The sequence below is a fragment of the Streptomyces sp. LS1784 genome, from assembly GCF_020103755.1.
GTDB lineage: Bacteria > Actinomycetota > Actinomycetes > Streptomycetales > Streptomycetaceae > Kitasatospora.
In genome coordinates this window covers 1-24,541 of the sequence record NZ_JAHSQD010000071.1, presented here as the reverse complement: position 1 = coordinate 24,541, position 24,541 = coordinate 1, and the positions used below count along the sequence as shown (strand labels likewise).

At 73.2% G+C, this 24,541-nt stretch carries 12 protein-coding genes and 1 pseudogene; 5 read left to right on the top strand and 8 right to left on the bottom strand.

Translation table 11 applies throughout. The features are described 5' to 3' along the window. Window positions 1-70: 70 nt before the first annotated feature. Entirely contained in the window at window positions 71-733 is a 663-nt protein-coding gene (locus KS423_RS11815) for a TetR/AcrR family transcriptional regulator (protein WP_224278071.1), read from the bottom strand. Window positions 734-835: 102 nt separating this feature from the next. On the opposite strand from KS423_RS11815, the gene KS423_RS11810 reads away from it, so the two are divergent. Further along, window positions 836-1,849, top strand: a complete 1,014-nt coding sequence (locus KS423_RS11810; RefSeq protein WP_224278069.1) for a zinc-binding dehydrogenase — start codon at window positions 836-838, stop codon at window positions 1,847-1,849. Window positions 1,850-1,922: 73 nt separating this feature from the next. Here KS423_RS11810 and KS423_RS11805 read toward each other — a convergent pair whose 3' ends face one another. Then, complete coding sequence (locus KS423_RS11805) at window positions 1,923-2,198, bottom strand: hypothetical protein (protein WP_224278079.1); 276 nt, start codon at window positions 2,196-2,198, stop codon at window positions 1,923-1,925. Window positions 2,199-2,427: 229 nt separating this feature from the next. On the opposite strand from KS423_RS11805, the gene KS423_RS11800 reads away from it, so the two are divergent. The 4 genes from KS423_RS11800 to KS423_RS11785 all read left to right on the top strand — a co-directional run bounded on the left by KS423_RS11800 (window position 2,428) and on the right by KS423_RS11785 (window position 8,803). Then, window positions 2,428-5,238 carry a penicillin acylase family protein gene (locus KS423_RS11800; RefSeq protein ID WP_374119941.1) on the top strand — a complete coding sequence of 937 codons (2,811 nt, stop codon included), beginning with the start codon at window positions 2,428-2,430 and terminating at the stop codon, window positions 5,236-5,238. Between the two features lie 154 nt (window positions 5,239-5,392). Next, complete coding sequence (locus KS423_RS11795; RefSeq protein ID WP_224278067.1) at window positions 5,393-5,947, top strand: YceI family protein; 555 nt, start codon at window positions 5,393-5,395, stop codon at window positions 5,945-5,947. 116 nt (window positions 5,948-6,063) lie between these two features. After that, on the top strand, window positions 6,064-7,281 hold the full coding sequence (locus tag KS423_RS11790) for a pyridoxal-phosphate dependent enzyme (protein WP_224278066.1): 1,218 nt from the start codon (window positions 6,064-6,066) through the stop codon (window positions 7,279-7,281). 136 nt (window positions 7,282-7,417) lie between these two features. Then, complete coding sequence (locus KS423_RS11785; RefSeq protein WP_374119940.1) at window positions 7,418-8,803, top strand: hypothetical protein; 1,386 nt, start codon at window positions 7,418-7,420, stop codon at window positions 8,801-8,803. A gap of 47 nt (window positions 8,804-8,850) precedes the next feature. Here KS423_RS11785 and KS423_RS11780 read toward each other — a convergent pair whose 3' ends face one another. The 6 genes and pseudogenes from KS423_RS11780 to KS423_RS11755 form a co-directional block, all read right to left on the bottom strand. After that, a complete protein-coding gene (locus KS423_RS11780; protein WP_224278064.1) occupies window positions 8,851-9,906 on the bottom strand; it encodes an NADP-dependent oxidoreductase in 1,056 nt (351 codons plus the stop codon). Next, the gene (locus KS423_RS11775) at window positions 9,903-11,567 is read right to left on the bottom strand and encodes an NAD(P)/FAD-dependent oxidoreductase (protein WP_224278073.1); all 1,665 of its coding nucleotides are present in this window, start codon (window positions 11,565-11,567) and stop codon (window positions 9,903-9,905) included. Before KS423_RS11775 ends, KS423_RS11780 begins: the two co-directional genes overlap by 4 nt. Window positions 11,568-11,596: 29 nt before the next feature. Further along, a complete protein-coding gene (locus tag KS423_RS11770; protein WP_224278062.1) occupies window positions 11,597-13,291 on the bottom strand; it encodes an NAD(P)/FAD-dependent oxidoreductase in 1,695 nt (564 codons plus the stop codon). Next, entirely contained in the window at window positions 13,278-22,520 is a 9,243-nt protein-coding gene (locus tag KS423_RS11765; protein WP_224278060.1) for a non-ribosomal peptide synthetase/type I polyketide synthase, read from the bottom strand. Before KS423_RS11765 ends, KS423_RS11770 begins: the two co-directional genes overlap by 14 nt. Window positions 22,521-22,590: 70 nt before the next feature. Next, window positions 22,591-23,448, bottom strand: a complete 858-nt coding sequence (locus KS423_RS11760; RefSeq protein WP_224278058.1) for a sterol desaturase family protein — start codon at window positions 23,446-23,448, stop codon at window positions 22,591-22,593. Window positions 23,449-23,756: 308 nt separating this feature from the next. Continuing rightward, window positions 23,757-24,541 (bottom strand): annotated as a pseudogene (locus KS423_RS11755) (XRE family transcriptional regulator); the annotation flags it as partial.

Sequence of the window (24,541 nt, the reverse complement as noted above, 5' to 3'; positions counted from 1 at the left end):
GGCGGCGCCGCTCCCTCCCTGCCCGACTCCCCGCCGCCCGCCTCCCGGCCGCCCGCCCCGGGACGCGCCCTCAGCCCGCCGTGAGCGCGAGCCGGATCCACCGTTCGGACTCCGCGACCGCCACCCCCACGTCGAAGGCCTTCGGACCGGCCGCGGCCTGCACCACCAACCCCTTGAGCAGCCCGACGAAGGCCAGCGCGAAGGCTCCCGGGTCCACGCCGGGGCGCAGCTCGCCGTCCCGCTGCCCCTGCCCGACCACCTCGGCCGCCCACTCCCGGGTCCGGGCGTCCAACTCCGCCACCGCGGCGGTCAGTTCCGAGGCCCCGGCGAGCGCCTCGGCTCCCAGCACCACGAAGGCCCGGCCCAGGTCGGTCGGGTTGCGCACGCCCTCCAGGCAGCCTCGCGCGAACCCGCACAGCTCGTCCACCGCCCCCGCCCCGCTGCGCTCCGGCGCGGCCGCCGCCATCGCCTCGGCCAGCGCCGCCTCCTGGAGCCGGGCCAGCAGCGCGGCCTTCGAGCCGAAGTAGTGGGTGGCCAGGCCCCGGCTGAAGCCCGCCTCCTCCCCCACCCTGGCGAGCGTGACCCCGGTGCTGCCGTGCTCGGCGATCAGCCGGGCGGCGGCCGCGATCAGCGCGGACTCGGCCCGGGCACGCCGTTCGGCCTGGGTGCGGCGCACCGGCACCTCCCCGGGAGCCCCGGCAGCGCGGGTTCGGTCCTCATCGTGCGTAGACATGCCACCATGCTACGGTGAACTTGCTTGTTGGATAACAAGTAACTTCCGGAGCGGCGGCGGGCACCGACCCGACCCGCCGCCCCCGCACGAAGGGGAGTCCCGATGACCACCACGATGCTCGCCGGCCGGCTCGACGTCTCGAAGGGCGCCTTCGCCATGGAGGAGGTCCCCGTCCCGGCGCCCGGCCCGGGCGAGGTGCTGATCAAGGTGGAGGCCGCCGGCGTCTGCCTCTCCGACGTCCACCTGATCGAGGGCATGCTCAAGCCGCTCTTCCTCAAGGGCGACAAGGTCACCCTCGGCCACGAGGTCGCGGGCACCGTGCACACCCTCGGCGAGGGGGTGACCACCGCGGCCGTCGGCGACCGGGTGCTGCTGCAGGCCGGCGAGACCCGCGACGGCGTCACGTACACCCGCGGTGTGGACTACGACGGCGGCTGGGCCGAGTACGCACTCGCCACCGCCACCACCCTGGTGCCGATCCCGGACGAGCTCCCCTTCGAGCAGGCCTGTTTCATCCCCGACGCGGTCTCCACCCCCTGGGCCGCGATCACCACCACCGGCGCCGTACGCCCGGCCGAGGCGGTCGGCGTCTGGGGCGTCGGAGGCCTCGGCGCCCACGGCGTGCAGCTGCTGCGGGCCATCGGCGCCTTCCCGATCGTCGCCGTCGACCCGCTGCCGGCCGCCCGCGAGCGCGCCCTGGCCTTCGGCGCCGACGCCGCCCTCGACCCGGCCGACCACGGGTTCGCCGAGCTGCTGCACGAGGCCACCGGCGGTCGCCCGCTGTCCGCCGCCTTCGACTTCGCCGGGGTCGCCCCGGTGCGCGAGCAGGCCATGGCCACCCTCGGCGAGCACGGCCGCCTGGTGCTGGTCGGCCTCACGGACAAGCCGCTGACCGTCACCAACGGCACCCTGGTCAGCTACCTGCGCCAGCAGATCCGCGGCCACTACGGCTCCGAGGGCCAGGACGTCGTCGACCTGGTCAACCTGGTCCGCGGTGGCCGGCTCGAGTTCTCCCGTTCGGTGAGCGGGACCTTCCCGTTGGCCGAGGCGGCCCGCGCGGTCGAGGCGCTGGACAGCAAGGAGGGCAACCCGATCCGCCTGGTGCTCAAGCCCTGACCCGAGGCCCCACCGACCCGGCGCCGCACCTCCGGACTGAGCCAGGCAGGTGCGGCGCCGCCCTGTCGCCCGGCTACTCCACTTCCGAGACCCGCAAGACCGGGCCCGGCGCCGTCGCCGTCACCACCCCGGCCGGCTCCCGGTACAGCGCGGCTCGGAACACCCCGTACACGCTCGCCGTCACCGTCACGGCCGCCCCCAGGCACAGTGCCGCCCCGGCCACCAGCCCCCCGGCCCACACCTCCGCCCAGACCAGCAGCGACAGCAGCCCACCCACCACCACTGTCGCGACCCCGGGCAGCAGCACCAGCTCCTTCCGCCGCCACACCACCCGTGCCAAGGCCCGCACGGACCCGCTCTCGACCAACGCCCCGCCCGCTCTCCCTCGTCACGGAAACGGCCAGGCCACTGCCCGGTGCCGCCCCGGCCCACACGCGGGTCGAACCGACCGACCCGCGGACCACCGAGCCCTCAACTCCCGGTCACCGCACGGAAAATGGCATGCACGCCACTAGCCAACCGGCCAGTAGCGCCCCTACCGTCGACTCTTCCGTGAGACTTCGACGGAGGAGTCCGCCTTGCGCCAACGCCCCCGCCCCCGCTCCCTCCGGTTCCCGGCCGCCGCCCTCGCCCCGGCCCTGCTCGTCACCGCGGCCCTGACCACCACCCCCACCGCCACCGCCGCGCCCGCCCCTGCGGCGGCGACCGCCGCCGGCGACTACTGCGGCGGCCACTGCGCCGACATCCTGCCGCCCGGCGAGAACGGCAACGCCACCCTCGCCGACATCCTGCTCAACCGGGCCTTCGGAACCCGCCCCGCGCACACCGACGACCAGCTCGGCCCGTACGCCGCCCTCGCCTCCGGCTACCCCGGCCTGACCGAGGCCAAGCTGCGCGAGTTCTTCAACGACGCCTCCTTCGGCGTCCCCACCGACCAGGTGGCCAGCACCACCAGCCCGCGCCCGGACGTCACCATCGTGCGCGACAAGGCCACCGGCGTCCCCCACATCACCGGCACCACCCGCTACGGCACCGAGTTCGGCGCCGGCTACGCCGCCGCCCAGGACCGGCTCTGGGTCATGGACCTCTTCCGGCACGTCGGCCGCGGCCAGCTGTCCGGCTTCGCCGGCGGCGCCGCCGCCAACCGCCAACTGGAGCAGACCTTCTGGCAGGCAGCGCCGTACACCGAGGCGGAGCTGCAGCAGCAGATCGACGCCATCGCCGCCCGCGGCGGTCGGGCCACCCAGGCGCTCGCCGACGCCAACGCCTACCTCGACGGCATCAACCAGTACGCCAAGGAGTCCTACAACGCCCGCACCTTCCCCGGGGAGTACGACCTCACCGGGCACATCGACCCGATCACCAACGCCGGCTCGATCGAACCGTTCAAGCTGACCGACCTGGTCGCCCTCGCCTCCGTGGTCGGCGCGCTGTTCGGCTCCGGCGGCGGCAACGAACTCGCCTCCGCCCAGGTCAAGTCGGCCGCCGAGGCCCGGTACGGCAAGGACGCCGGGGACGCGGTCTGGAAGTCCCTGCGCGAGGCGGACGACCCGGAGGCCGTCCAGACCCTGCACGACGGACAGAGCTTCCCGTACGCGACCGTCCCGGACCACCCGCGGGGCGAGGCGCTGCCCGACCCCGGCTCGGTGGTGCCCGAGCGGGTGGTCTACGACGCCACCGGCTCCGCCGGCTCCGCCGCCACCAAGGCGAACGGCGTCCTGCCCGGAAACCTGCTGACCGCCCGGCACGGCATGTCCAACGCCCTGCTGGTCTCCGGCGCGCACACCGACGACGGCCACCCGGTGGCCGTGTTCGGCCCGCAGACCGGCTACTTCGCCCCGCAGCTGCTGATGCTGGAGGAGATCCAGGGCCCCGGGATCAGCGCACGCGGCGCCGCCTTCGCCGGCCTGAGCTTCTACGTGCAGCTCGGCCGCGGCCAGGACTACGCCTGGAGCGCGACCTCCGCCGGGCAGGACATCACCGACACCTACGCCGTCCCGCTCTGCACCACCGACGGCTCCCCGGCCACCACCGCCGCCGGCTCCTACCTCTGGCACGGCCAGTGCCTGCCCTTCGAGCGGCTGGAACGCAGGAACGCGTGGAACCCCACCACTGCCGACTCCACCCCGGCCGGCTCCTACACCCTGGTGATGTACCGCTCCAAGTACGGCCTGGTGACCGCCCGCGGCACGGTCGGCGGCGCACCCGTCGCCTTCACCTCGCTGCGCTCCACCTACCGGCACGAGGCCGATTCCATCATCGGCTTCCAGGAGTTGAACGACCCGGGCGCGGTGCACGACGCGGCAGGCTTCCAGCAGGCCGCGCAGGACATCAACTACACCTTCAACTGGTTCTACGCCGATTCACGCGACATCGCGTACTACAACTCCGGCAGCAACCCGGTCCGCGCCCCCGGCGTGGACCCCGGACTGCCCGTCCAGGCCCAACCCGCCTACGAGTGGGCCGACTTCGATCCCGCCGCCAACACCGCCCGGTACACCCCGGCAGCCGAGCACCCGCAGTCCGTCAACCAGGACTACTACGTCTCCTGGAACAACAAGCAGGCGGACGGCTACACCTCGGCCGGCTTCGGCAACGGCTCGGTACACCGCGGCAACCTGCTGGACGACCGGGTCAAGTCCCTGCTCAGGAACGGCGGCAAGGCGAGCCGGGTCTCGCTCACCCAGGCCATGGAGAGCGCCGCCCTGGCCGACCTGCGGGCCGAGGACGTGCTGCCCGACATGGTCCGCGTGCTGCGCAGTGCCCCCGTCACCGACCAGGCCACCCTCACCGCCCTGCAGCAGCTGGAGGCCTGGCTCGCCGACGGCGCCCAGCGGAAGGAGACTTCGCCGGGCAGCCACGGCTACGCGGACGCCACCGCGATCCGGGTGATGGACGCCTGGTGGCCGCTGGTCGCCGACGGCGTCATGCGGCCGGGCCTCGGCGATCCGCTGTTCGGCGCGCTGACCGGCGCCCTCCAGATCAACGAGTCCCCCTCGGGCGGGCAGGCCGGCCCCGCCAGCGGCCCGGTGAGCGCCAACGAGGCCATCCCGCACAAGGGTTCGGCCTTCCAGTACGGCTGGTGGAGCTACCTGGACAAGGACCTGCGCGCCGTCCTCGGCGACCGGGTGGCCGGCCCGCTGGCCCGGCCGTTCTGCGGCGGGGGCGACCTCGCGGCCTGCCGGACCGTCCTGCTGACCACCCTGAAGCAGGCCGCCGCCCAGACGCCCGCCCAGGTCTACCCGGGCGACGCGGACTGCGCGGCCGGTGACCAGTGGTGCGCCGACACGATCGTCCAGCGCCCGCTGGGCGGCGTGACGGACGCCAAGACCACCTGGCAGAACCGCCCGACCTACCAGCAGGTGGTGCAGTTCCCGAGCCACCGCTGAGCGACGCCGCCGGGCACCCCACGGCCGGGGGCCCGGCGGCCTCGGCACACCGGTCGACGCGCGGCCTGCGGGAACTGCCCCTAGCGTGGTCCGGGGACCGCCCGACCACCTCCGGGCCGAGACCCGGGACCCGCATGCAGGAGGCACGCCGACCATGACCGCCAACCTCTCCGAGCTCACCGGCGACTACATCCTCGATCCCACCCACACCCGGATCGGCTTCGTCGCCCGCCACGCCATGGTGACCAAGGTCCGCGGCGCCTTCCACACGTTCGAGGGCACCGCCCACCTGGACGGCGGCGACCCGTCCCGCTCCTCCGGTCAGGTGGTGATCAAGGCCGAGAGCATCGACACCGGCGTGAAGCAGCGCGACCACCACCTGCGCACCAACGACTTCCTGGACGCTCCGAACTTCCCCGACATCGCCTTCCGCTCCACCGCGGTCGAGGTGCGCTCCGCCGGCGAGTACCGGGTCACCGGCGACCTCACCATCAAGGACACCACCCGCCCGGTCACCATCGACTTCGAGTACACCGGCAACGCCGTCGACCCGTACGGCAACCTGCGGGTGGGGCTGGAGGGCTCGGTGACCATCAGCCGCAAGGAGTACGGCGTCTCCTGGAACGCGGCCCTGGAGGGCGGCGGCGTCCTGGTCGGCGACAAGGTCGTCCTGGAGTTCGACATCTCGGCGATCCGCCAGGGCAACTAGACCAGCCGGAGCAGCCCCCGCCCGCAACGGCGGGTACCGGTACCCCCACGAACCGGTTCGCGCCGAGCACCGCCGACCGCCGGACCGCAGCTCGGCCGCCCGGCTAGTCTCCTGGCATGCCGACAGAAGACTCCCTCGCGACCGGCCAACGCTCCCTCGGCGACCCCGCCCTCGACTTCCCGCTCTGGCCCCCGATCACCGCCGGCTGCCCGCGCACCGGCACCGACGACGTCTCCTACCCCGTCGAGGTCGACTACGCCTACGGCAAGGCCGACCCGGCAGGCCTGTTCGCCCCCTCCCCGGTGCGCGGCGGCCTGGAGCGCTGGGCCCCGCTGCTGCCGCCGCTGCTCGCACCGGGCCTGGGCGAGGGCGCCACTCCGCTGGTGGAGATCGAGCCCGGGGTGTACGTCAAGGACGAGTCGCGCAACCCCACCTGGAGCCACAAGGACCGGCTGAACCGCTGCACCACCAGTGCCGCCGTGGGCGTCGGTGCGCCGGGCCTCGCGGTCGCCTCCTCCGGCAACCACGGCGCCTCGGCCGCCGCCTACGCCGCCCGCGCCGGGCTGCGCTGCGTGGTGTTCACCGGCCCGGACCTGCCGCCGAACGTCGACGCCTTCCTCAACGCCTACGGCGCGGTGGTGCTCCCGGTGCCGTGGGAGGCCCGCTGGCCGCTGCTGCGCCAGGTGGTCGACCGGCTGGGCCTGCACCCGGTCAGCAACCTGACCACCACCCACACCGGGCACGCGTACGGCCCCGAGGGCTACAAGGCCGTCGCGTACGAGATCTTCCAGGACATCGGCCTGCCGAGCGCGGTGTTCGTCCCGACCGGCTACGGCGAGCTCCTGTTCGGCGTCTGGAAGGGCTTCGCCGAGCTGCGGCGGCTGGGCCTCACCGACCGGGTGCCGCGCATCCACTCCTGTGAGACGGCCGCCTCCGGGCCGCTCGCCCGGGCCATCGCGGAGGGCCTGCCGGCCGCCCACGTGACGGTCGGCCCGAGCGACGCGTACTCGATCACCTCCCCGGTCAGCGGCTACCGCGGCGTACTCGCGGTCCGCGAGAGCGGCGGCCGGGCGCTGACCCTGGACGACGGTCGACTCGCGGACGCCCAGCGGGAGCTGGCCCGGGCCGGGCTCTGGACGGAGCTGTCCTCGGCGGCCGGCCTGGCCGGGCTGCGCAGCCTCGGCGCACCGGACCTCTCCGAGGGCCCCGTGGTCTGCGTGTCGACCTCCAGCGGTTTCAAGGACAAGGGCGTCGGCACCCGTCCGACCGAGCCGGTCGCCCCCGAGTGGGACGCGGTCGTCCGCCGCCTGCGGGCGGCCGGGATCACCGACTGAGCCTCACCCCCCGCCGCAAGGCCTGCTGTTCGCCCACCCGTCCACGGTCGTAGGGTCGCCGTAGGGGCGGTGTTCGCCGGGCGCCAGCAGGCTTGCACCCTCCGTCGACTCCCCCACCTGCCGAAGGGTAGCCACTGTGTCGCGTTCCCTCCGCCGCCTGCTGCCGCTCGCCGTCGCCGTCGCGGCGGTGCCCGTGCTCGCCCTGCCCGCGCTCCCGGCCGGCGCGGTCACGTACGGCACCCCGACGATCACCTTCTCGGCCGGGTACCTGTCCGGCGCGGTCGGCGCCACCGGCGACCCGACCGTGACCGTGACGGTCGCCCAGTCCGGTGCCTCGGCCTCCGCGCTGACCGTCGCCGCCTCCGCCACCACCCGCAGCGCCGTGGCCCGCACCGGCGACGTCACGGTGAGCGGCACCGGCGGCACCCGCACCCTGGCGGTCGCCGCGCAGGACGTCGGCTACGCCGACCTCACCATCAAGGTCACCGGCCTGGGCGGCAAGAGCGCCACCCGCACCCTGCACTACGCCGCCTCCCCCGCCGTCCAGTCCTCCGCCACCAGCCGCTACCTGACCGGCTCCAGCGACGCCTCGGCCGCCGTGGACGCGGGCGGCGGCTACATCGTGGTCGGCGACGACGAGTCCAACACCCTTCGCCTGTACGACCGCAACAACTCCGGTGCGCCGATCCGCACCTGGGACTTCAGCTCGGCCCTCGGCGTCTCCAAGGAGATCGACATCGAGGGCGCCACCAGGGTCGGCAACACCATCTACTGGACCGGCTCGCTCGGCAACAACAAGGACGGTGTGGTCAAGACCGACCGGCACACCGTCTTCGCCACCACCGTCACCGGATCCGGCGCCGACACCCAGCTGTCCCTGGCCGGCTCGTACCACGGCCTGCGCGACGACCTGATCGCCTGGGACGACGCCCACGGCAAGCGCTACGGCTTCGCCGCCGGCGCCGCCGACGGACAGGCGCCCAAGCAGATCGACGGGTTCAACGTCGAGGGCCTGGAGTTCGCCCCCGGCAGCACCAGCACCGCCTACATCGGCTTCCGCGCGCCGCTCACCCCGGCCGTCACCGGCGGCCGGGCGCTGCTCGTCCCGGTCACCAACTTCCCGTCGCTGCTCAACGGTTCGGCGACGCACGCGACCTTCGGCAACGCGATCGAGCTGGACCTCGGCGGGCTGTCCGTCCGCGACATCCGCCGCAACGACCTCGGCCAGTACCTGATCGTCGCCGGTTCCTGGGCCGCCGAGGACAACTCCGCCCCGTACGCGCTCTACCGCTGGAACGGGCAGCCCGGCTCCCAGCCGACCAAGCTGCTCGACCTGCCGACCAGCGACTACGGCGCCTGGGAGGCCGTCCCGGACGTCCCGGACCTGGACGCCCCCGGCGCCCGCGCCCAGCTGATCACCGACGACGGTTCCGCCGACCTCTACGGCGACGCCACCGCCGCCAAGGACCTCACCCACCCCGAGTGGAAGAAGTCCCGGAGCACCTGGTTCACCCTGAACTGACCGCACGCCGGGGCCCCTCGACGAACCGCCGAGGGGCCTCGCCCCGCTCAGAGCTCGACCAGCACCTTCCCCCGGCTGGCCGCACGGTCCAGGTAGAGGGCGCGGTAGGCCGCCGGGATGCTGTCGAACCCCTGGTGCACGCTCTGCCGGTACGTCAGCTCCCCGCCGCGGACCAGGGCCCCGACGTCCCGCCGCAGCGCGGCCCAGTTCTCCTCGGTGAACCACTCCAGCGAGAAGACGCCGCGGATCGTGGTGCGCGGGAACATGATCAAGGGCAGCAGCCGCGGCCCCACCCAGTCCCCGCCGACCTGGCTCGCCCACTGCCAGCAGACGGCCACCCGGCTCTCGACCGCGAGCATGCCGAAGACCACGTCGGTCAGCACCCCGCCGAGGCTGTCGAAGTAGCGGTCGATGCCCTCCGGCGCCAGCTCGGCCAGCTCCTTCTCCAGCCGATCCGGCGCGTCGCCGTCGCGGTACAGCAGCACCCCGTCGAAGCCCAGCTCCCACAGCCACGCCGCCTTCTCCGGCGCCGCCGTGGTGCCGATCACCCGTGCGCCCCGGTGCTTGGCCAGCTGCCCGACCAGCGAGCCGACCGCTCCGGAGGCTCCGCTGACCAGCACCGTCGAACCGGGGCGGACGTCCAGGAACTTCTCGACCGTCCCCCAGGCCGTCATCCCGGGCCCGCCCAGGATGCCGAGCGCGGTGGAGAGCGGCAGGGCCTCGTCGTAGTCGACGGGGTCCAGCCGGCGGAAGGCCGGGAAGACCATCGGGAAGGTCCCGGTCTGCCAGAGCCTGGGCGCACCGTTGCTGACCAGGTGGCTGCGCCAGCCGGCGAAGCCCTGCACCAGGTCGCCGACCGCGAAGCGCGCGTCCGGCCCGGCCTCCATCACCTCCATGATCGCGTCCGCTCCCATGTGGTCGCCGATCGGGGTGTCCAGCGCGATGCCCTGGAGGTACGGGTCGACCGAGACGTACCGGGTGCGCAGCAGCATCTCGTCCGCGGCGAGCCGGACGTCCAGCTCCTCCACGACCTTCCGGTACATCCGTTCCACGTCCGGCACGCCGTCCGCGTGCTCCTGGACGACCCACTTCTCGATCCTCACGAGGTGACTCCAAACTGCCGGCCGGCGGGGCCGACCGGTTCGATGAGCAGGGTGGGAAGCGGCGCGCTGTCGTCCACCTCGGCAGTGAAGGGCCTGCCGTCGTCCCGGCAGATGAACTGGACGACGTGTCGGCCGGCCGCCGCCGCCCGGATCAGCCCACCGGTGGTCGCCCAGACCCCGGAGAGGTAGAAGTTCGCCAGGCCGGGCAGCCCCGGGCCGTTGCGCTTGATCTCCTCCTCCAGGGTCTCGCCGCTCTCCACGAAGGGCTGCCAGCCCAGCACCGTGCCGTTGTAGTTGCCGGTGTAACGGACCTGGGTGAGCGGAGTGGAGACGTCCTTGACGGCCACCGCCGCCCTGAGCCCGGGGTGGTGGCCGTCCAGGAAGTCGACGATGGTGTCGCGCACCCGGCGCTTCGCCCGCTGGTACTCCCGCCCCCGGCCGACCGGCAGGGTGTGCAGTTCCTCGCCGCGCCGCACCCGGGGTTCCTGCTCCGGCCCGGTGCTCAGCTCCCGCCAGGGCTCGATGTCGCAGAAGTAGCTGGCGTACACCACGGTGGTGTCGGCGGGCGACAGCTCCGGGTAGTGGCGGCTGCGGAACTGGACGTTGATGCTCGGGTGCCGGATGCCGGTGAGCCGCTCGGCGACCTCGTCCTCCAGAAGGTAGGTGGTGCACGGATCACCGGCCGGGAAGGGCCGGCGCAGGCCGAGGAAGACGGTCACGTAGCCGGGGAACACCATGCCCGGCTCGGTGATGGTCTGGGTGTACAGCCGGCGGTAGGTGTCGCTCAGGTAGCGGCCCTTGAGCAGGTCCATCATGGTGGTCCGGCCGTCGCAGGCGGCCACCACGATGTCGGCCCGCACCTCCTGGCCGTCGCTCAGCCGCACCCCCACCGCCCGGTCGTTCTCGACCAGGATCTCGGTCACCTTGGTGTTGTACGTGATCTCGCCGCCCAGCCGCAGGTAGCGCTGCTCGATCGACCGGGCCAGCCCCAGCGAGCCGCCCTCCGGCACCCCGGCCGACTGTCCGGCGTGCGAGGCGAGCTGGAAGTACGTCGGCAGGACCGGGAAGTTGGGGTGCTTCTCGTACAGGACGAAGTTGAACGCCTCGCGCAGCAGCGGGCTCCTGAACCGTGCCGAGTAGTCGCTCATCAGCACCGTGATCGAGCGGCGGATCACGTTGAAGTACGGCAGGAAGGAGGCGAGCATCCGCATCCGCTCCCACCTTCCCATCAGTCCGACCGGCTTGAGGAAGGGGTAACGGGCCAGTGCCAGACGGAACTTGCGCAGACCACCGCAGAACTGCCGGATCTGCCGGGCGTCCTCCGGGGCGAGCTCCAGCAGGTGGGCCTCCAGCCGGTCCGGGTCGGAATAGAAGTAGACCGCCCGGCCGTCCCGGGTGCGCACCACGTTGAAGACGTCGAAGTTGCGCATCCGCTTGCCCTGCAGCGCACCGAGTTCGAGCCAGATCTGGTGCATCTCGTTGCCCGGCCCGCTGCCCAGCAGCCAGCTGATGCAGCAGTCGAAGGTGAACTCGCCTCGGTCCCAGCCGGTACAGCAGCCTCCGGGGATCTCGTGCATCTCCAGGATCCGGGTGCGGTAGCCGTTCATCCGAGCGAAGCAACCGGTGGACAGGCCGCCGAGCCCTCCGCCGATGATGACCATGCTCTGCCTGCTGCTGGTGGTCGTCCCGCTCACTCCGCCACTCCCACTTCCGGCAGTCCGACGGTGGCCCGGTCGAGTTGCGGCAGGCGGCCCCACTTGCCCGTGTGCCAGGGTTCGCGGTTGTCGCTGGGCCAGGCCCGGAACGGCCGGCCGAGCTCCCGGCAGAGGTACTGCGCGGCGAACCGTCCGCTGGTGGCGGCCCGGATCAGCCCGCCGAGCGCGGTCCACTGCCCCGCCATGGAGAAGCCGCTCAGCCCGGGCAGCCGCATCCGGTCCCGGTTGACCAGCCGGTTGGCGGCGTCCTCGGCCTCGGAGAAGGCCTGCCAGGCCAGGATGCTGCCGTAGGTGTTGCCGGTGAACCGCTCGGTGGTCACCGGCGAGGCCACGTCCACGAGTTCGATCCGCCGGCCGAGTCCGGGGTAGGTCCGTTCCAGGAACTCCCGGACGAACGCGGCGACTTCCTGCTTGCGGGCCCGGTAGGCCCGGCGGTCGCCGGACCGCAGGTCCTTCCAGGAGCGGTAGTCGCTGAAGTAGGTGCAGTGCAGCACCGACTTGCCCGGCGGCGCGAACCCGTCCGCGTAGGACGAGCGCAGCTGCACCACCAGGCTGCGCTGGAGCGAGCCGGGCAGCCGCTCGCCGTCCTCGGGCGACAGCAGGTAGGTGGTGCTGTGCGGCTCGCCCTCGGGCAGCGGGCCGTCGATGCCGACGAAGGCGGAGACCACGGACGGGTACAGGTTGCCGGGTTTGTCGAGGAGTTCGCCGTACAGGCGCTCGGTGGTGGGGCTGGAGTAGCGGCCCTCCAGCAGCCGGTCGAGCACCGTCGGACCGTCGCAGGCGGCCACCACGTGGTCGGCGAAGTGCCGTGATCCGTCCCGGAGTTCCACCCCGATCGCGTGCCCGTCCTCGACCAGGATGCGCTCCACCCGGCAGCGGTAGCCGATCACCCCGCCGAGCGAGGTGTAGCGCTCCTCCACCGATCGGGCCAGCCCGAGCGAACCGCCCTGCGGGAAGCCGGCGTTGCCGTTGTGCGCGGCCGCCAGGGTGTACAGGTACGGCAGCAGGGGGAAGCCCGCGGGCTCCTGGAGGAACATGTTGGGGAAGGCCCGCCGCAGCAGCGGGTCCTGGAAGCGCTCGGCGAAGCCGCTCATCGGGGTGGTCGCGGTGCGCCAGAACAGCCGGAACGCGGGCAGGACGGTGCGCAGGGTGCGCAGCCGTTCCGCCGCGGTGCGCAGCGGCGGCGGGGTGAGGTCCCAGGGCAGTTCGATCGCGGCGAAGCGGCGCAGGTCCCGGCAGAAGTCCCGGATCGGCTTGGCGTCGCCGGGCGCGAGGGCCAGCAGGTGGGCCTCCAGACGGTCCGGGTCGCCGAAGAAGGTGACGGCCCGGCCGTGTTCGTCGACCACCCGGTTGAAGGTGTCGAAGCGGGTCACCGACTTGCCGTCCAGGGCGCCGAGTTCGCTCCAGACCTGGTGCGCTCCGGTGCCCTCGGCGGTGCCGATCAGCCAGTCGATGCAGTAGTCGAACAGGTAGCCGTGCCGGGACCACGCGGTGCAGCAGCCGCCGGGCAGCACGTGCTTCTCGAAGATCCGGGTCTCCAGGCCGCTCATCTGCGCGTAGCAGCCGGTGGCGAGCCCGGCCAGGCCGGCCCCGATCACGATGACCCGGGGCGGGCCGTCGGGGGCCCGCTCCCTCGTGGACCAGTCCGGTCCGCGGTCAGCCGCGGCCATCGGCGGCGCCTCCGGCCAGGATGGCGCCCGCCAGTTCGGCGTTGCGGGCCGCGAAGTCCCCGTCGAGCATCTCCGCGTGGGCGCCGTGCCCGACGTACACCGCGGTGCCCGTGGTGGAGGAGCCGTGCCAGGAGCCTGGCTCTCCACCCACGTGCACGGAGAGCCGGTCGCGCTCGCAGACCACGTCCACCTGGGCCCTCACCGTGCCGCTGTTGGGCGTCCGGCTGCTGAACTCCAGGTAGTCCCGGGCCTGTTCGAGGGTCCGCTGGGCGACGATCCGCGAGCCCGTGTGGCGGTGCAGGTGCTCGTGGAGTTCGCGCTCGAAGACGGCCAGGTGCTCCTCGCCGAGGTCGAAGGCATCGGTGACCCGGTAGGCGTCCACCAGCAGCACCGAGCCGACCGTGCGCCCGCGCCGTTCCAGCTCCTTGGCCACCTCGAAGGCGAGGTTGCCGCCGAGCGAGTAGCCGAGCAGGACGTAGGGCCCGGCGGCGTGCAGTTCCTCGACCAGGTCCGCGTAGCGGGCGGTCTTGTCGTCGCCGGTCAGGTAGTTGAAGGAGGCGATCCGGTGCTCCGGCAGGTGCGCGGCGAGCTGCCGGTAGACCAGCCCGTGGCCACCGGCCGGCGGGAAGCAGAAGACCGTACGGTCCTCGGGCGCCTCGGCGTTGAACCAGAGGTAGGCCTCGCCGCCGGCCACCTCACCGGTGATGATCTGCTCGACGGTACGGGCCATGCCGTGCAGGGTGGTGACCTTGAACAGCAGGCCGACCGGGATGCTGATGTTGAACTCGCTCTGGAGGTGGTGGATCAGCTCGATGAGCCGGATCGAGCTGCCGCCGAGTTCGAAGAAGTCGTGCTGGAGGCCGACTTCGTCCAGGCCGAGCAGGTTCCGCCAGTGCTCGGCGACCCTCGTCTCGTAGAGCGTGACGGGTGGTTCGTGCTGGGCGCCTTCGGTGTCGGCCTTCGGCTCGGGCAGGGCGGCGAGGTCCACCTTGCCGTTCGGGGTGAGCGGAAGGGCGGGCAGTTCGGCGAGGTAGGAGGGGATCATCACGGTGGGCAGGTGCTCGGCGAGGTGGCGGCGCAGTTCGCGGCGGTCCAGCACGGTGCCCTCGGCGGGCACCACGTAGGCGGCGAGGACGGCCTCGCCCCGGGCGTTCTGGCGGACCGCGACGCAGGCCTGGGCGAGTTCCGGACGGGCGGTGAGGTGGGCCTCGATCTCGCCCGGCTCGATCCGGTGGCCGCGGATCTTGACCTGGTTGTCGATCCGGCCGAGCAGGTGCACGGTGCCGGCGGTGTCCCAGTGACCGAGGTCGCCGGTGCGGTAGAGCCGCACGGGCGTTCCGTCGAGGTCCAGGGTGACGAAGCGCCGAACGGTCTGCTCCGGGTCGTTGGGGTAGCCGGCCGCGACGCCCGCGCCGCCGATCCACAGCTCGCCGGGCACGCCCACCGGGACGGGCTCGCCGTAGGGGTCGAGGACGTACACGGCGCTGTTCGGGAACGGCCGGCCGATCGGCACCATCCGGCCGGGTTCCAGCTCGTCGGCCGGGCCCTCGTAGTAGGTGCTGTCGACGCTGGCCTCGGTCAGCCCGTAGGAGTTGACCAGCCGGGTCCGCGGGCCGCACAGGGCGCGCACCCGCTGGTGCTCGGCGGCCTTCCAGGAGTCGGAGCCGACGATCAGCAGCCGCAGGAAGTCCAGCGTCAGGCCCTCGCGCTCGCAGTGGGCCAGCAGCGCGCGGGCCACGGCGGGCACGAACTCGCCGCCGTCCACGGCCTCCTCGCGCATCACCCGGTACAGCCGGGCGGTGTCGAAGAGCAGCTCTCGGTCGACCAGGACGAGGGTGCCTCCGGTGCTGAGCGCCCGGGCGAGGTCGCCGGAGAAGACGTCGAAGGCGGTGCCGGCCATCTGGAGGTGCACCCGCACCTCGGTGTCCAGCCGGTACTCGGCGCGCCAGCCGGCGGTGACGGCGGCCAGGTTGCGGTGGTCGACCCGGACCCCCTTCGGGCGGCCGGTGGAGCCCGAGGTGTGGATCAGGTAGGCGGCCCGGTCCGGGTCGGCGGCGGGCAGTGGCACGGCGGCCCGGGAGGGCCGGTCCAGCTCCTCCAGGGTGACCGGCTCGGCGGGTAGTCCGGCCCCGCGCGGGCGCCGCTGGTCGACCACCACCAGCGCCGCTCCGGCGTCCGCCACCTGGTGGGCGAGCCGGTCGGCCGGGTGTCCGGGGTCGAGCGGCAGGTAGGCGGCGCCGGCCCGCCAGATCGCCAGCAGCGTGATGATCAGCTCGGGTGACTTGTCCAGGCAGACCGCGACCACCGAGCCCTCGCCGACGCCGAGTTCGCGCAGTCGTCCGGCGGCACGCTGCGCCTTCCGGTCCAGTTCCCCGTAGGTCAGTCGGCGGACGCCGTCCCGGCCGGGCGCGACCACCGCGACGGCCTCCGGTCGCTCGGCGGCGGCCTTGGCGATCAGCTCCGGCACCGGGGTGTCGTGATCGATCCGACGCTCGGCGCCGCTGAAGCCGGTGAGGATCTCCCGCCGCTCGGCCTCGCCCAGCATCCGCAGCCGCCCGACCGGCTCGCCCTCGGCGGCGCGGGTCATGGCGTCCAGCAGGTTGCGGTAGTGCGCGGCCAGCCGCTGGACGGTAGCGGGCTCGAAGAGGTCGGAGTTGTACTTGAAGACGCAGTGGAAGCAGCCGTCCGCACGGTCCTCGTAGGCGGACAGCGTGAGGTCGAACTGTCCTTCCTCCTCAGGGAGTTCGATGTACTCCAGGCGGTATCCGAAGCGCTCCACGGCGACCTTGTGGGTGAGCAGGATGAACATCGCCTGGAACACCGCGGAGCGGCTCGGGTCGTGCTGGAGCCCCAGCTGCTCGACCAGCAGCGGGAAGGGGTACTCCTGGTTGTCCAGGCCGCCGAGCACGCTCTCCCGCACCCGGGCCAGCAGTTCGGCCACGGTCGGCTCCCCGGCCAGGCTCACGTGCAGCGGCAGCGGGTTGACGAAGTAGCCGTAGACGGACGCGAACTCCTCCTGGGTGCGGCCGGTGACCGGGCTGCCGACCACGATGTCCGGCTGCCCGGACCAGCGGTTCAGCAGCAGGTAGTAGGCGCCGAGCAGCACCATGAACGGGGTGGCCCCGTTGGCCCGCGCCAGCTCGTGGACCCTGGCCGTGAGTTCGGCGTCCAGCCGGAAGAACTCGGAGGCGCCGTTGTGGGTCTGCACGGCCGGGCGCGGCTTGTCGGTGGGCAGTGAGAGCACCGGCACCTCGGCCGGCAGGTGGCCGCGCCAGTAGTCGAGCATCCGCCGGGCCTCGGGCCCGGCCAGGAAGCGGTTCTGGCGGTTGAGGAAGTCCAGGTAGTGGGCGGGGACCGGGGGAAGTTCCGGGGTGCGGCCCTGGCGCAGCGCCTCGTAGACCTCGAACAGTTCCTCGATGAAGGTGAAGGTGGAGATCGCGTCCGAGACGATGTGGTGGACGGCCTTCATCAGCACCCAGCGGTCCGGCCCGCGCCGGAACAGCCGCAGCCGTACCAGCGGGTCCCCGGCGAGGTCGTACGGCCGCCGGTACTCACGGACGATCAGGTCGTGGATCTCCTCCCAGGGCCGTCCCTCGACGTCGAACAGCCCGGTGTCGGCCTCGGCCTCCTCCCGGATGCTCTGGACCGGGCGGCCGTCCTCGGCGGTGAAGGTGGCGCGCAGTTCGGGGTGCCGGGCGACCAGGAGGCGGAAGGCCGCGAACATCAGCTCCGGATCGAGCTCCGCGCGGACCTCGACGGCGCCGCCGATGTTGTACGCGAACCCGTCCGGGTGCAGCAGGCGCAGGAACCAGAGCGCCTGCTGGTTGTGGGTGAGCGGGAAGCGGGACTCGTCGGTGTACAGCTCGACCTCGGCCTCGGCCGGGCCGCCGTCGGCGGCGAGCCGCTCGGCCAGGCCCTCGGCGAGCAGGTCGACCAGGTCACCGACGGTGCCGTTGCTGAGCAGGGCCACCACCGGCAGGGCGACGCCCAGTTCGCCGTGCACCCTGGCGCGCAGCTCCATCGCGAGCAGCGAGTCCAGGCCGTGCGCGCCGAGCCTGGTCTCCGCGTCGATCCGCTCGGCGCCGATCCGCAGCACGGCCGCAGCGGCGGCGGTGAACCGCTCGGTGGCCAGGTCCCGGCGGGCCTGCGGGTCGGCCGCGCGGTAGGCGTCCAGGAAGCCGCCGGTCTCGGCCGGGGCCTGCTCGGCGGCGCTCGCCGCCAGGTCGGCGACCAGTGGCGGCGGCGCCGGGTACCAGGAGAGGAAGGTCGGCCAGTCGACCACGGTGGCGACCAGCAGCTGGGCGCGGTCCTGGCCGAGGACGCGCTCCAGGACCGCCGTTCCGGCGTCCGGCGGCAGCGAGCTCATGCCGCGGGCGTCGCGGTAGTGGGCGACCAGGCCCAGCTCCTCGATCATGCCGGTGGCCCAGGGGCCCCAGTCCAGACTGAGCCCGGGCAGTCCCTCGGCCCGGCGGTGGTGGGCGAGGGCGTCCAGGAAGGCGTTGCCGGCCGCGTAGTTGGTCTGCCCGGCGGTGGTGAGCAGCGAGGCGACGGAGGCGAACAGCACGAAGTGGTCGAGCGGTTCGTCGCGCAGCAGCCGGTGCAGCAGATGGCCGCCGGTCACCTTGGGGGCGTAGCCGGCGTCGAAGGCCGGGCGGTCCATCTGGGCCAGCAGGGTGTCCTTGACCTGCCCGGCGAGGTGGAACACGCCCCGGATCGGCGGGCTCTGGCACTGCCGGTAGTCGGCGAGCCAGTCCGTGAGGGCGGTCTCGTCGGTGACGTCCACCGGGGCGAGCAGCGGTTCGGCGCCGAGCGCCTGGAGTTCGCGCAGGAAGGCGATCCGCTCGCCGACGGGGCTGTCCGGGTCGGTGTGCGCCCACTGGGAGCGCTCGGGCAGGACGGTGCGGCCGACCAGGATCAGCCGCCTGGCGCCGCGCCGGACGAGGGTGCGGCAGAGCAGCCGGCCGAGGGCGCCGAAGGCCCCGGTGACCAGGTAGCTGCCGTCGGGGCGCAGGACCGGGGGCAGCGGGCGGGTGAGGCCCTCGGCCTGTCGCAGCCGGCTGGTGAGCCGGCCGCCGGACCGCAGGGCGATCTCCTGCTCGTCCCCGGCGGCGAGTTCGGCGAGCAGTGCCTCGGCCTGGCCGACGGCGTCGACGGCCGGGTCGAGGTCGATCAGGGTGCCGCGCTGGGCGACCAGTTCCTGCTGCCACAGCACCCGGCCGACACCCCAGGCGGGGGCGCCGAGCGGTTCCACCCGGTCTCCGGGGGTGGCGGGCTGGGCGCCCCGGGTGACGATGTGCAGCCGGCCCTCCGGGCGGGCGGCGGGCAGGGCCTGGGCGAGGGTGATCAGGGAGTAGGCGCCGAGGGTCGCGAGCGGGCCGAGCCGGTCGGCGGCGGTGGCGGCCAGGGCGGGCTGGTCGAGGTTCCAGAGGTGGACGACGGTGCCGAAGCCTGGGTCGAGCTCGGCGAACAGCCGCTGGATGTCCTCTGCGGAGTCGGGCCGCACGGTCGAGTGTCCTTCGCCGTGCCGGTACCCGGTGCCGGGCCGGACCAGGTGGCAGCGGGCGCCGCGCCCGGCGGCCAGTGCGGCCAGCCGTTCGGCGAGGCCGTTGCGGTCGGCGAAGAGCAGCAGGTCGCCGGGGGCTTCGTCCACGGCCGGCTCGGGGGCGGGCACCCAGGCGACCTCGGTGAGCCAGCCGTCGATGGTGGCCAGTCCTACGGAGCTCGGGGCCTGGGCGACGTCGGCGACCCGGAAGCCGGTGACCTTCCCGACCGGGGTGCCGTCCTCGGTGTGGAGCGCGAGGTCGCCGACGAGTTCCTCGCCGCTGTCCCGGGTGACGGTGGCGTGCACCCACAGCGGGCGGTCGCCGATCTCGTCGAGCCGGACCTCCTCGATCGAGACGGGGAGCCGGACGCTGCCGCCCTCCGGCGCGTCCAGCCGGGTGGTGAGCAGGGTCTGGAAGCAGCCGTCCAGCAGCACCGGGTGCAGGTGGTGGTCCGCCGCGTCCGGGCCGAGCCGCCCGGTCGGCCGGATCCGGGCCAGTGCCTCGCCGGGCCCCACCCACACCTCGGCGATGGCCTGGAAGGCGGGCCCGTAGTCGTAGCCGCGCTCGGCCAGTTGCCGGTAGCAGTCCGGGCCGTCGAGGTGCCGCCCCCGGGCGCGGAGTGCGTCCGCGTCCAGTGCGGGCCCGTAGGAGCGGCGCTGGCCGGTGCGGACCCGTCCGCTCGCGTGCACGCTCGGCTCGCCGCCGGCCGGGGTCGAGGCGATGGTGAAGCGGGCGTCCTCCGGCGCGTAGCCGAGCTGGACGGGAACGGGCTCGGTCTCGGAGAGGAACAGCGCCCGGTTCAGCTCGACCTCGGCCAGCGTCACCTCGGTGCCGCCGGTCAGGGCGCGGACGGCCTGGGCGGCCATCTCCAGGTACCCGGCGGCCGGGAAGACCACCTGGCCCTCGATCCGGTGGTCGGTCAGGTAGGGCAGCCGCTCCGGGTCGAGCGCGCTGGTCCAACCGGGCTGGGCACTCGCGGTGCGGCGGCCGAGCATCGGGTGGTCGAGCCGGCCGAGCCGGACCTGCTCGACCGGCTTGGGCTCGACCCAGTACCGGTCCCGCCGCCACGGGTAGGCCGGCAGCGGCACCGGGCGGCCGGCCGGGTGCAGCGCTTCCCAGCTCAACTCGACGCCGAGGGTGTGCAGTTCGGCGAGGCTTCGGGCGAACCGCTCGGGCTCGTCCTGCTGCCGGCGGATCGACGGCAGGGTGTGCGCCTGCTCGGCGCACTCGCGGATCGCGTGGCCGAGCACGGGGTGCGGGCCGAGCTCCAGGAACAGCCCGTGCCCGTCCTCGGCCATCCGTTCGACGGCGGCCCGGAAGCGCACCGGGTTGCGGACGTTCTGCCACCAGTACTCGCCGTCCAGCTCCGGCCCGCGGGCGAGCCCCTCACGGCCGGTGAGGTAGAGCGGCAGCCGCGTCTCCTGCGGCTTGACGGCGGTGAGCGCGGCCACCAGCTCGTCCCGGATCGGGTCCATCCGCACGCTGTGGTACGGGACTTCGACGTCCAGCGGGCGGGCGAAGACGCCCTGTTGCCGCAGGTCCTCGGCCAGCTCGCGCAGCGCCTCGGCGTCCCCGGCCAGGGTCACCGCAAAGGGGCTGTTGACCGCGCCGAGCGACACCTGCGAGCGGTAGGGGCGGATCCGGCGCTCGGCCTCGGCCTCCGGCAGGCCGACCGCGAGCATGGTGCCGGTACCGGCCAGGCGCTGCTGGAGCGTGCTGCGGGCGAGCACCACCCGCACGGCGTCGGCCAGGTCGTACACCCCGGCCTCGTGGAAGGCTGCGACCTCACCGGTGCTGTGGCCGACCACCGCGTCGGGGATCAGGCCGTGGCTCCGCCAGAGCGCCGAAAGCCCCACCTGGACGGCGAAGTTGGCAGGCTGGGCCAGCCAGGTCTCGGCCATCCGGGAGTCCGCCTCGTCCCGGCCCAGCTCGGTCAGCAGCGACCAGCCGGCCTGCGCGCGGATCTCCCGGTCGACGGCCTGCACGGCCTCCCGGTAGACCGGCTCGTGCTCGTACAGCCCCCGGCCCATCCCCCACCACTGCGGGCCCATGCCGGTGAACACCCAGGCCAGCCGGCGCTGCCGGCGTTTCCGGGCACGGCCCTGGACCACCCGCGGGTGCTCCTCGCCGCGCTCGTACGCGGCCAGCGCCTCGTCCAGGTCCTCCCGGGTGGAGTAGACCACTCCGAGCCGCTCGGGCAGGTGCTGGCGGCGGCGCGCCAGGGTGTGGCCGAGGTCGGCCAGGGACGTCCCGCCGGCGATCTCCTGCCGTACGGCGGCGGCCAGTTCGGGCAGTCCGGCGGTGTCCTTGGTGCTCAGCGGCAGCACCGTGCGGGCCGGCCCGGCGACCGGTGTGGTGGGCCCGGGCTGCGGCGGTTCCTCCAGCAGGACGTGGGCGTTGGTGCCGCCGAAGCCGAAGGAGTTGACGCCGGCACGGGCCGGGCCCCGGTGCTCGGGCCAGTCCGCCGGGGCGGTCGGGATCTCGAACGGCAGCGCGTCCAGGTCGATGCCGGGGTTGGGCTGCTCCAGGTTGAGGTGCGGCGGGATGCGGCGGTGCTTGATCGCGAGCGCGGTCTTGATCAGCCCGGCGACGCCGGCCGCCGCCTCGGTGTGCCCGATGTTGGTCTTGACCGAGCCGACGTAGCAGCGCTCCCCGGCGCGGCGGCCGATGCCGAGCACCCGGCCGAGGGCGGCGGCCTCGATCGGGTCGCCGACCGGGGTGGAGGTGCCGTGCGCCTCGACGTACTGGAGGCTGCCGGGCAGCACCCCGGCCTCGGCGCAGACCCGCTCGATCAGGGTGACCTGGGCGTCCGCGCTGGGGACGGTGATGCCGTTGGTGCGGCCGTCCTGGTTGACACCGGTGCCGAGGATGACGGCGTGCACCGGATCCCCGTCGCGCAGCGCGTCGGAGAGCCGCTTGAGCACGACCACGCCGACGCCCTCGGCCCGGACGTAGCCGTCGGCAGAGGCGTCGAAGGCGCGCGAGCGGCCGTCCGCGGAGAGGAAGCCGCCCTTGGTCTCCGCGATCGTGTACTGCGGCGCCATGTGCAGCAACGCGCCACCGGCCAGGGCGAGTTCGGTCTCACCGCGGAGCAGGCTCTGACAGGCGAGGTGGACCGCGACCAACGAGGAGCTGCACGCGGTGTCGATCGAGACGCTGGGCCCGCGGAAGTCGAAGCAGTGCGAGATCCGGTTGGACACCATCGTCATCATGGTGCCGGTGGCGGTGTGCGCCGCGATGGTGCCGAAGTCGAGGTCGGCGAACTGGAGGATCTTCCAGTCGAGGGTGAAGGCGCCCATGTAGACGCCGACCTCCCGGCCGGCCAGCTCGCCGGGGCGCAGGCCGCCGTCCTCCAGCGCCTCCCAGCTGACCTCCAGGAGCTTGCGCTGCTGCGGGTCCATGTGTTCGGCCTCGCGCGGGCTGATCCCGAAGAAGTCCGGGTCGAAGGTGTCGAAGCCGTCGATGTAGCCGCCCCGGCCGCCGATCAGCCGCCCTGGCTTGGCCCGGTCCCTGCTGCCCAGGGTGCCGATGTCGTAGCGGTCGGCGGGCGTCTCGGTGAGACAGTCCCGGCCCTCGATCAGGTTGCGCCAGTAGGTCCGGTGGTCGTTGGCGTGTCCCGGCAGGCGGCAGCCGATACCGGTGATCGCGATGCGCTCGCGGGACACGGCGAAGGGCGAGGAGGTCATGATCCAATCCGAGGGTGATGGCATGGCGCCGCGGTCACGGGGAGAGTGGGGCGGCCTCGCGGGCCGGGGTTCAGACGGACTGCTCGGTGGTCTTCACCCGGCGCCAGGGGTGCAGCAGGGTGGCGCCGAGTTCCCCCGTGGCGGGGAACGCGACCGGGTCGGTGAGGCCGACGGCCTTCGGCGCTCTGCCGGGCCGCCAGGTGAAGCTCCCGAACACGTGGTCCCAGAGCGAGAGATCGGAGGCGTAGTGGCCGGCTTCGGCGAGGTCGGTGCTGTGGTGCAGGCGGTGGAGTTCCGGGCCGGCCAGGACATGGCCGAGCGGGCCGATTCGGACGTCGATGTTGGCGTGGACGAAATACCCCTGGGCCAGGACGAATATTCCGACCACGAACACTGAATCGGGCGAGAATCCGATGAGAGCCAACGACAGTTGGACCACGGACTGCGCGAGGAGAACGTCCAGGAAATGATTCACACCGTTGTTCGCGACGTTCACCTTGTCCGGGACGTGGTGCACCCCGTGCAGCCGCCAGAGCCACCGGTTGCGGTGGGACCAGCGGTGCACGAGGTAGTCGCCGAGCGAGCCGACCAGCAGCGCGAGTGGGATCTCCACCGCGAACGGCAGCGCCGGGTGGGCCGGGCCGAGCAGTTCCACCAGCGTCGACACCAGCCCCTGAGCCAGCCCTCCGCCGACCATGCTCAGTACGAAGTAGAAGCTGTACCAGCCGAGTTCACGTCGACTCGGATGCCAGTCGGCCCGGTACGGGATCACCCGTTCCAGGATCGCCAGATATCCGATGGTGGCGACCAGGAAGAGCGGGGAGACCCGATCCGGCGCCCAGTGGAAGTGCAGGGTCGCGACGGCCGTGCACAGCACACCCAGGAGCAGCAGCGGATGGGCGAGCCGGCGGGCAATGGCTGACAGCACGCGCCCCCCGTTCTTCGCGGACTAACGACTGGAAACGTCAGAGACTCTAGCGGCAGACGCGTGCCGCGACAGTCATTCGACGTTTTAACTCCATGAATGACCCGATCGGCGGACTATACGCGCACGAAGTTGACGTCTGAATGGCGTGAAGGGGGCGCATTTTCGAGAAAGCGCCGGAGTTGACGGTGCGCGACCGTGGCTGTTCAGGACGGCAAGCGCTGTTGTGCGCCCCTTCTGCGCTGCCCCGCGCGGATACCGATCCGGCCAAACCCGACGGCAGTCGCCACCCCTCTCACACCACCGCCGGGTCAGGAGCGGGCCGGCTCCGCCAGTCGGCGGGCGGCACGGGGCGCGTGCGCCGTGAGACGGTCGCGCAGACCGCGCAGCTCGTACTCGACCAGCGCGGGCAGGGCGGTGGCACCGGTCGTCTCCAGGGCGGGGCCGAGCAGTTCGACGGCCGCCGACGGGTCGTGCGCACAGACGAGGCAGTCGGCCGCCCGGACGATGAAGAGAAGACGGCTGGACGGCAGCTGGTCCGGACCGAGTTGGCCGAGGGCGGTCTCGGTGGCGCTCAGCGCCCGGCGGGCCCGCTGGGGGTCGTCGGTGGCCGCGGCGAGGTCGCGCAGCGCGGCGGCCGCGGCGGACTCGACCCGCATGCGCATCGAGGCGATGGACAGCCAGGGCACGTCCACCTCGTCCTCCGCGCCGATGTGGTCCAGGTGCGTCCGGGCCAGGTCGACCTGCCGGACGGTCGCCCGCACGTCGCCGGTGAGTGCGTACGCCCGGGCCCGGCTGATCCGGCCCATCGCGCCGGCCCAGTGCCGGTCCGGGGCGACCCGTTCGATCTCGCGGGCGTAACCGAGGGCGGCGACCGGGTCGCCGTCCAGCCGGGCCAGGATGCTCATGTCGCTGAGCGTGCCGACCTGGGTGGCCTGGTCCGCGGCCAGCCCGGCCCAGGTGAGGGCGCGGTCGTAGCAGGCCATCGCGGTGGCGTTGCGGCCGTCCTGCATCCGGAGCGCGCCGGCCGCGTGGGCGTGCTCGGCGGCCAGCCGGGCCAGCGGATCGCGCTGTGCGGCGGGGGCGGCGGAGAGCC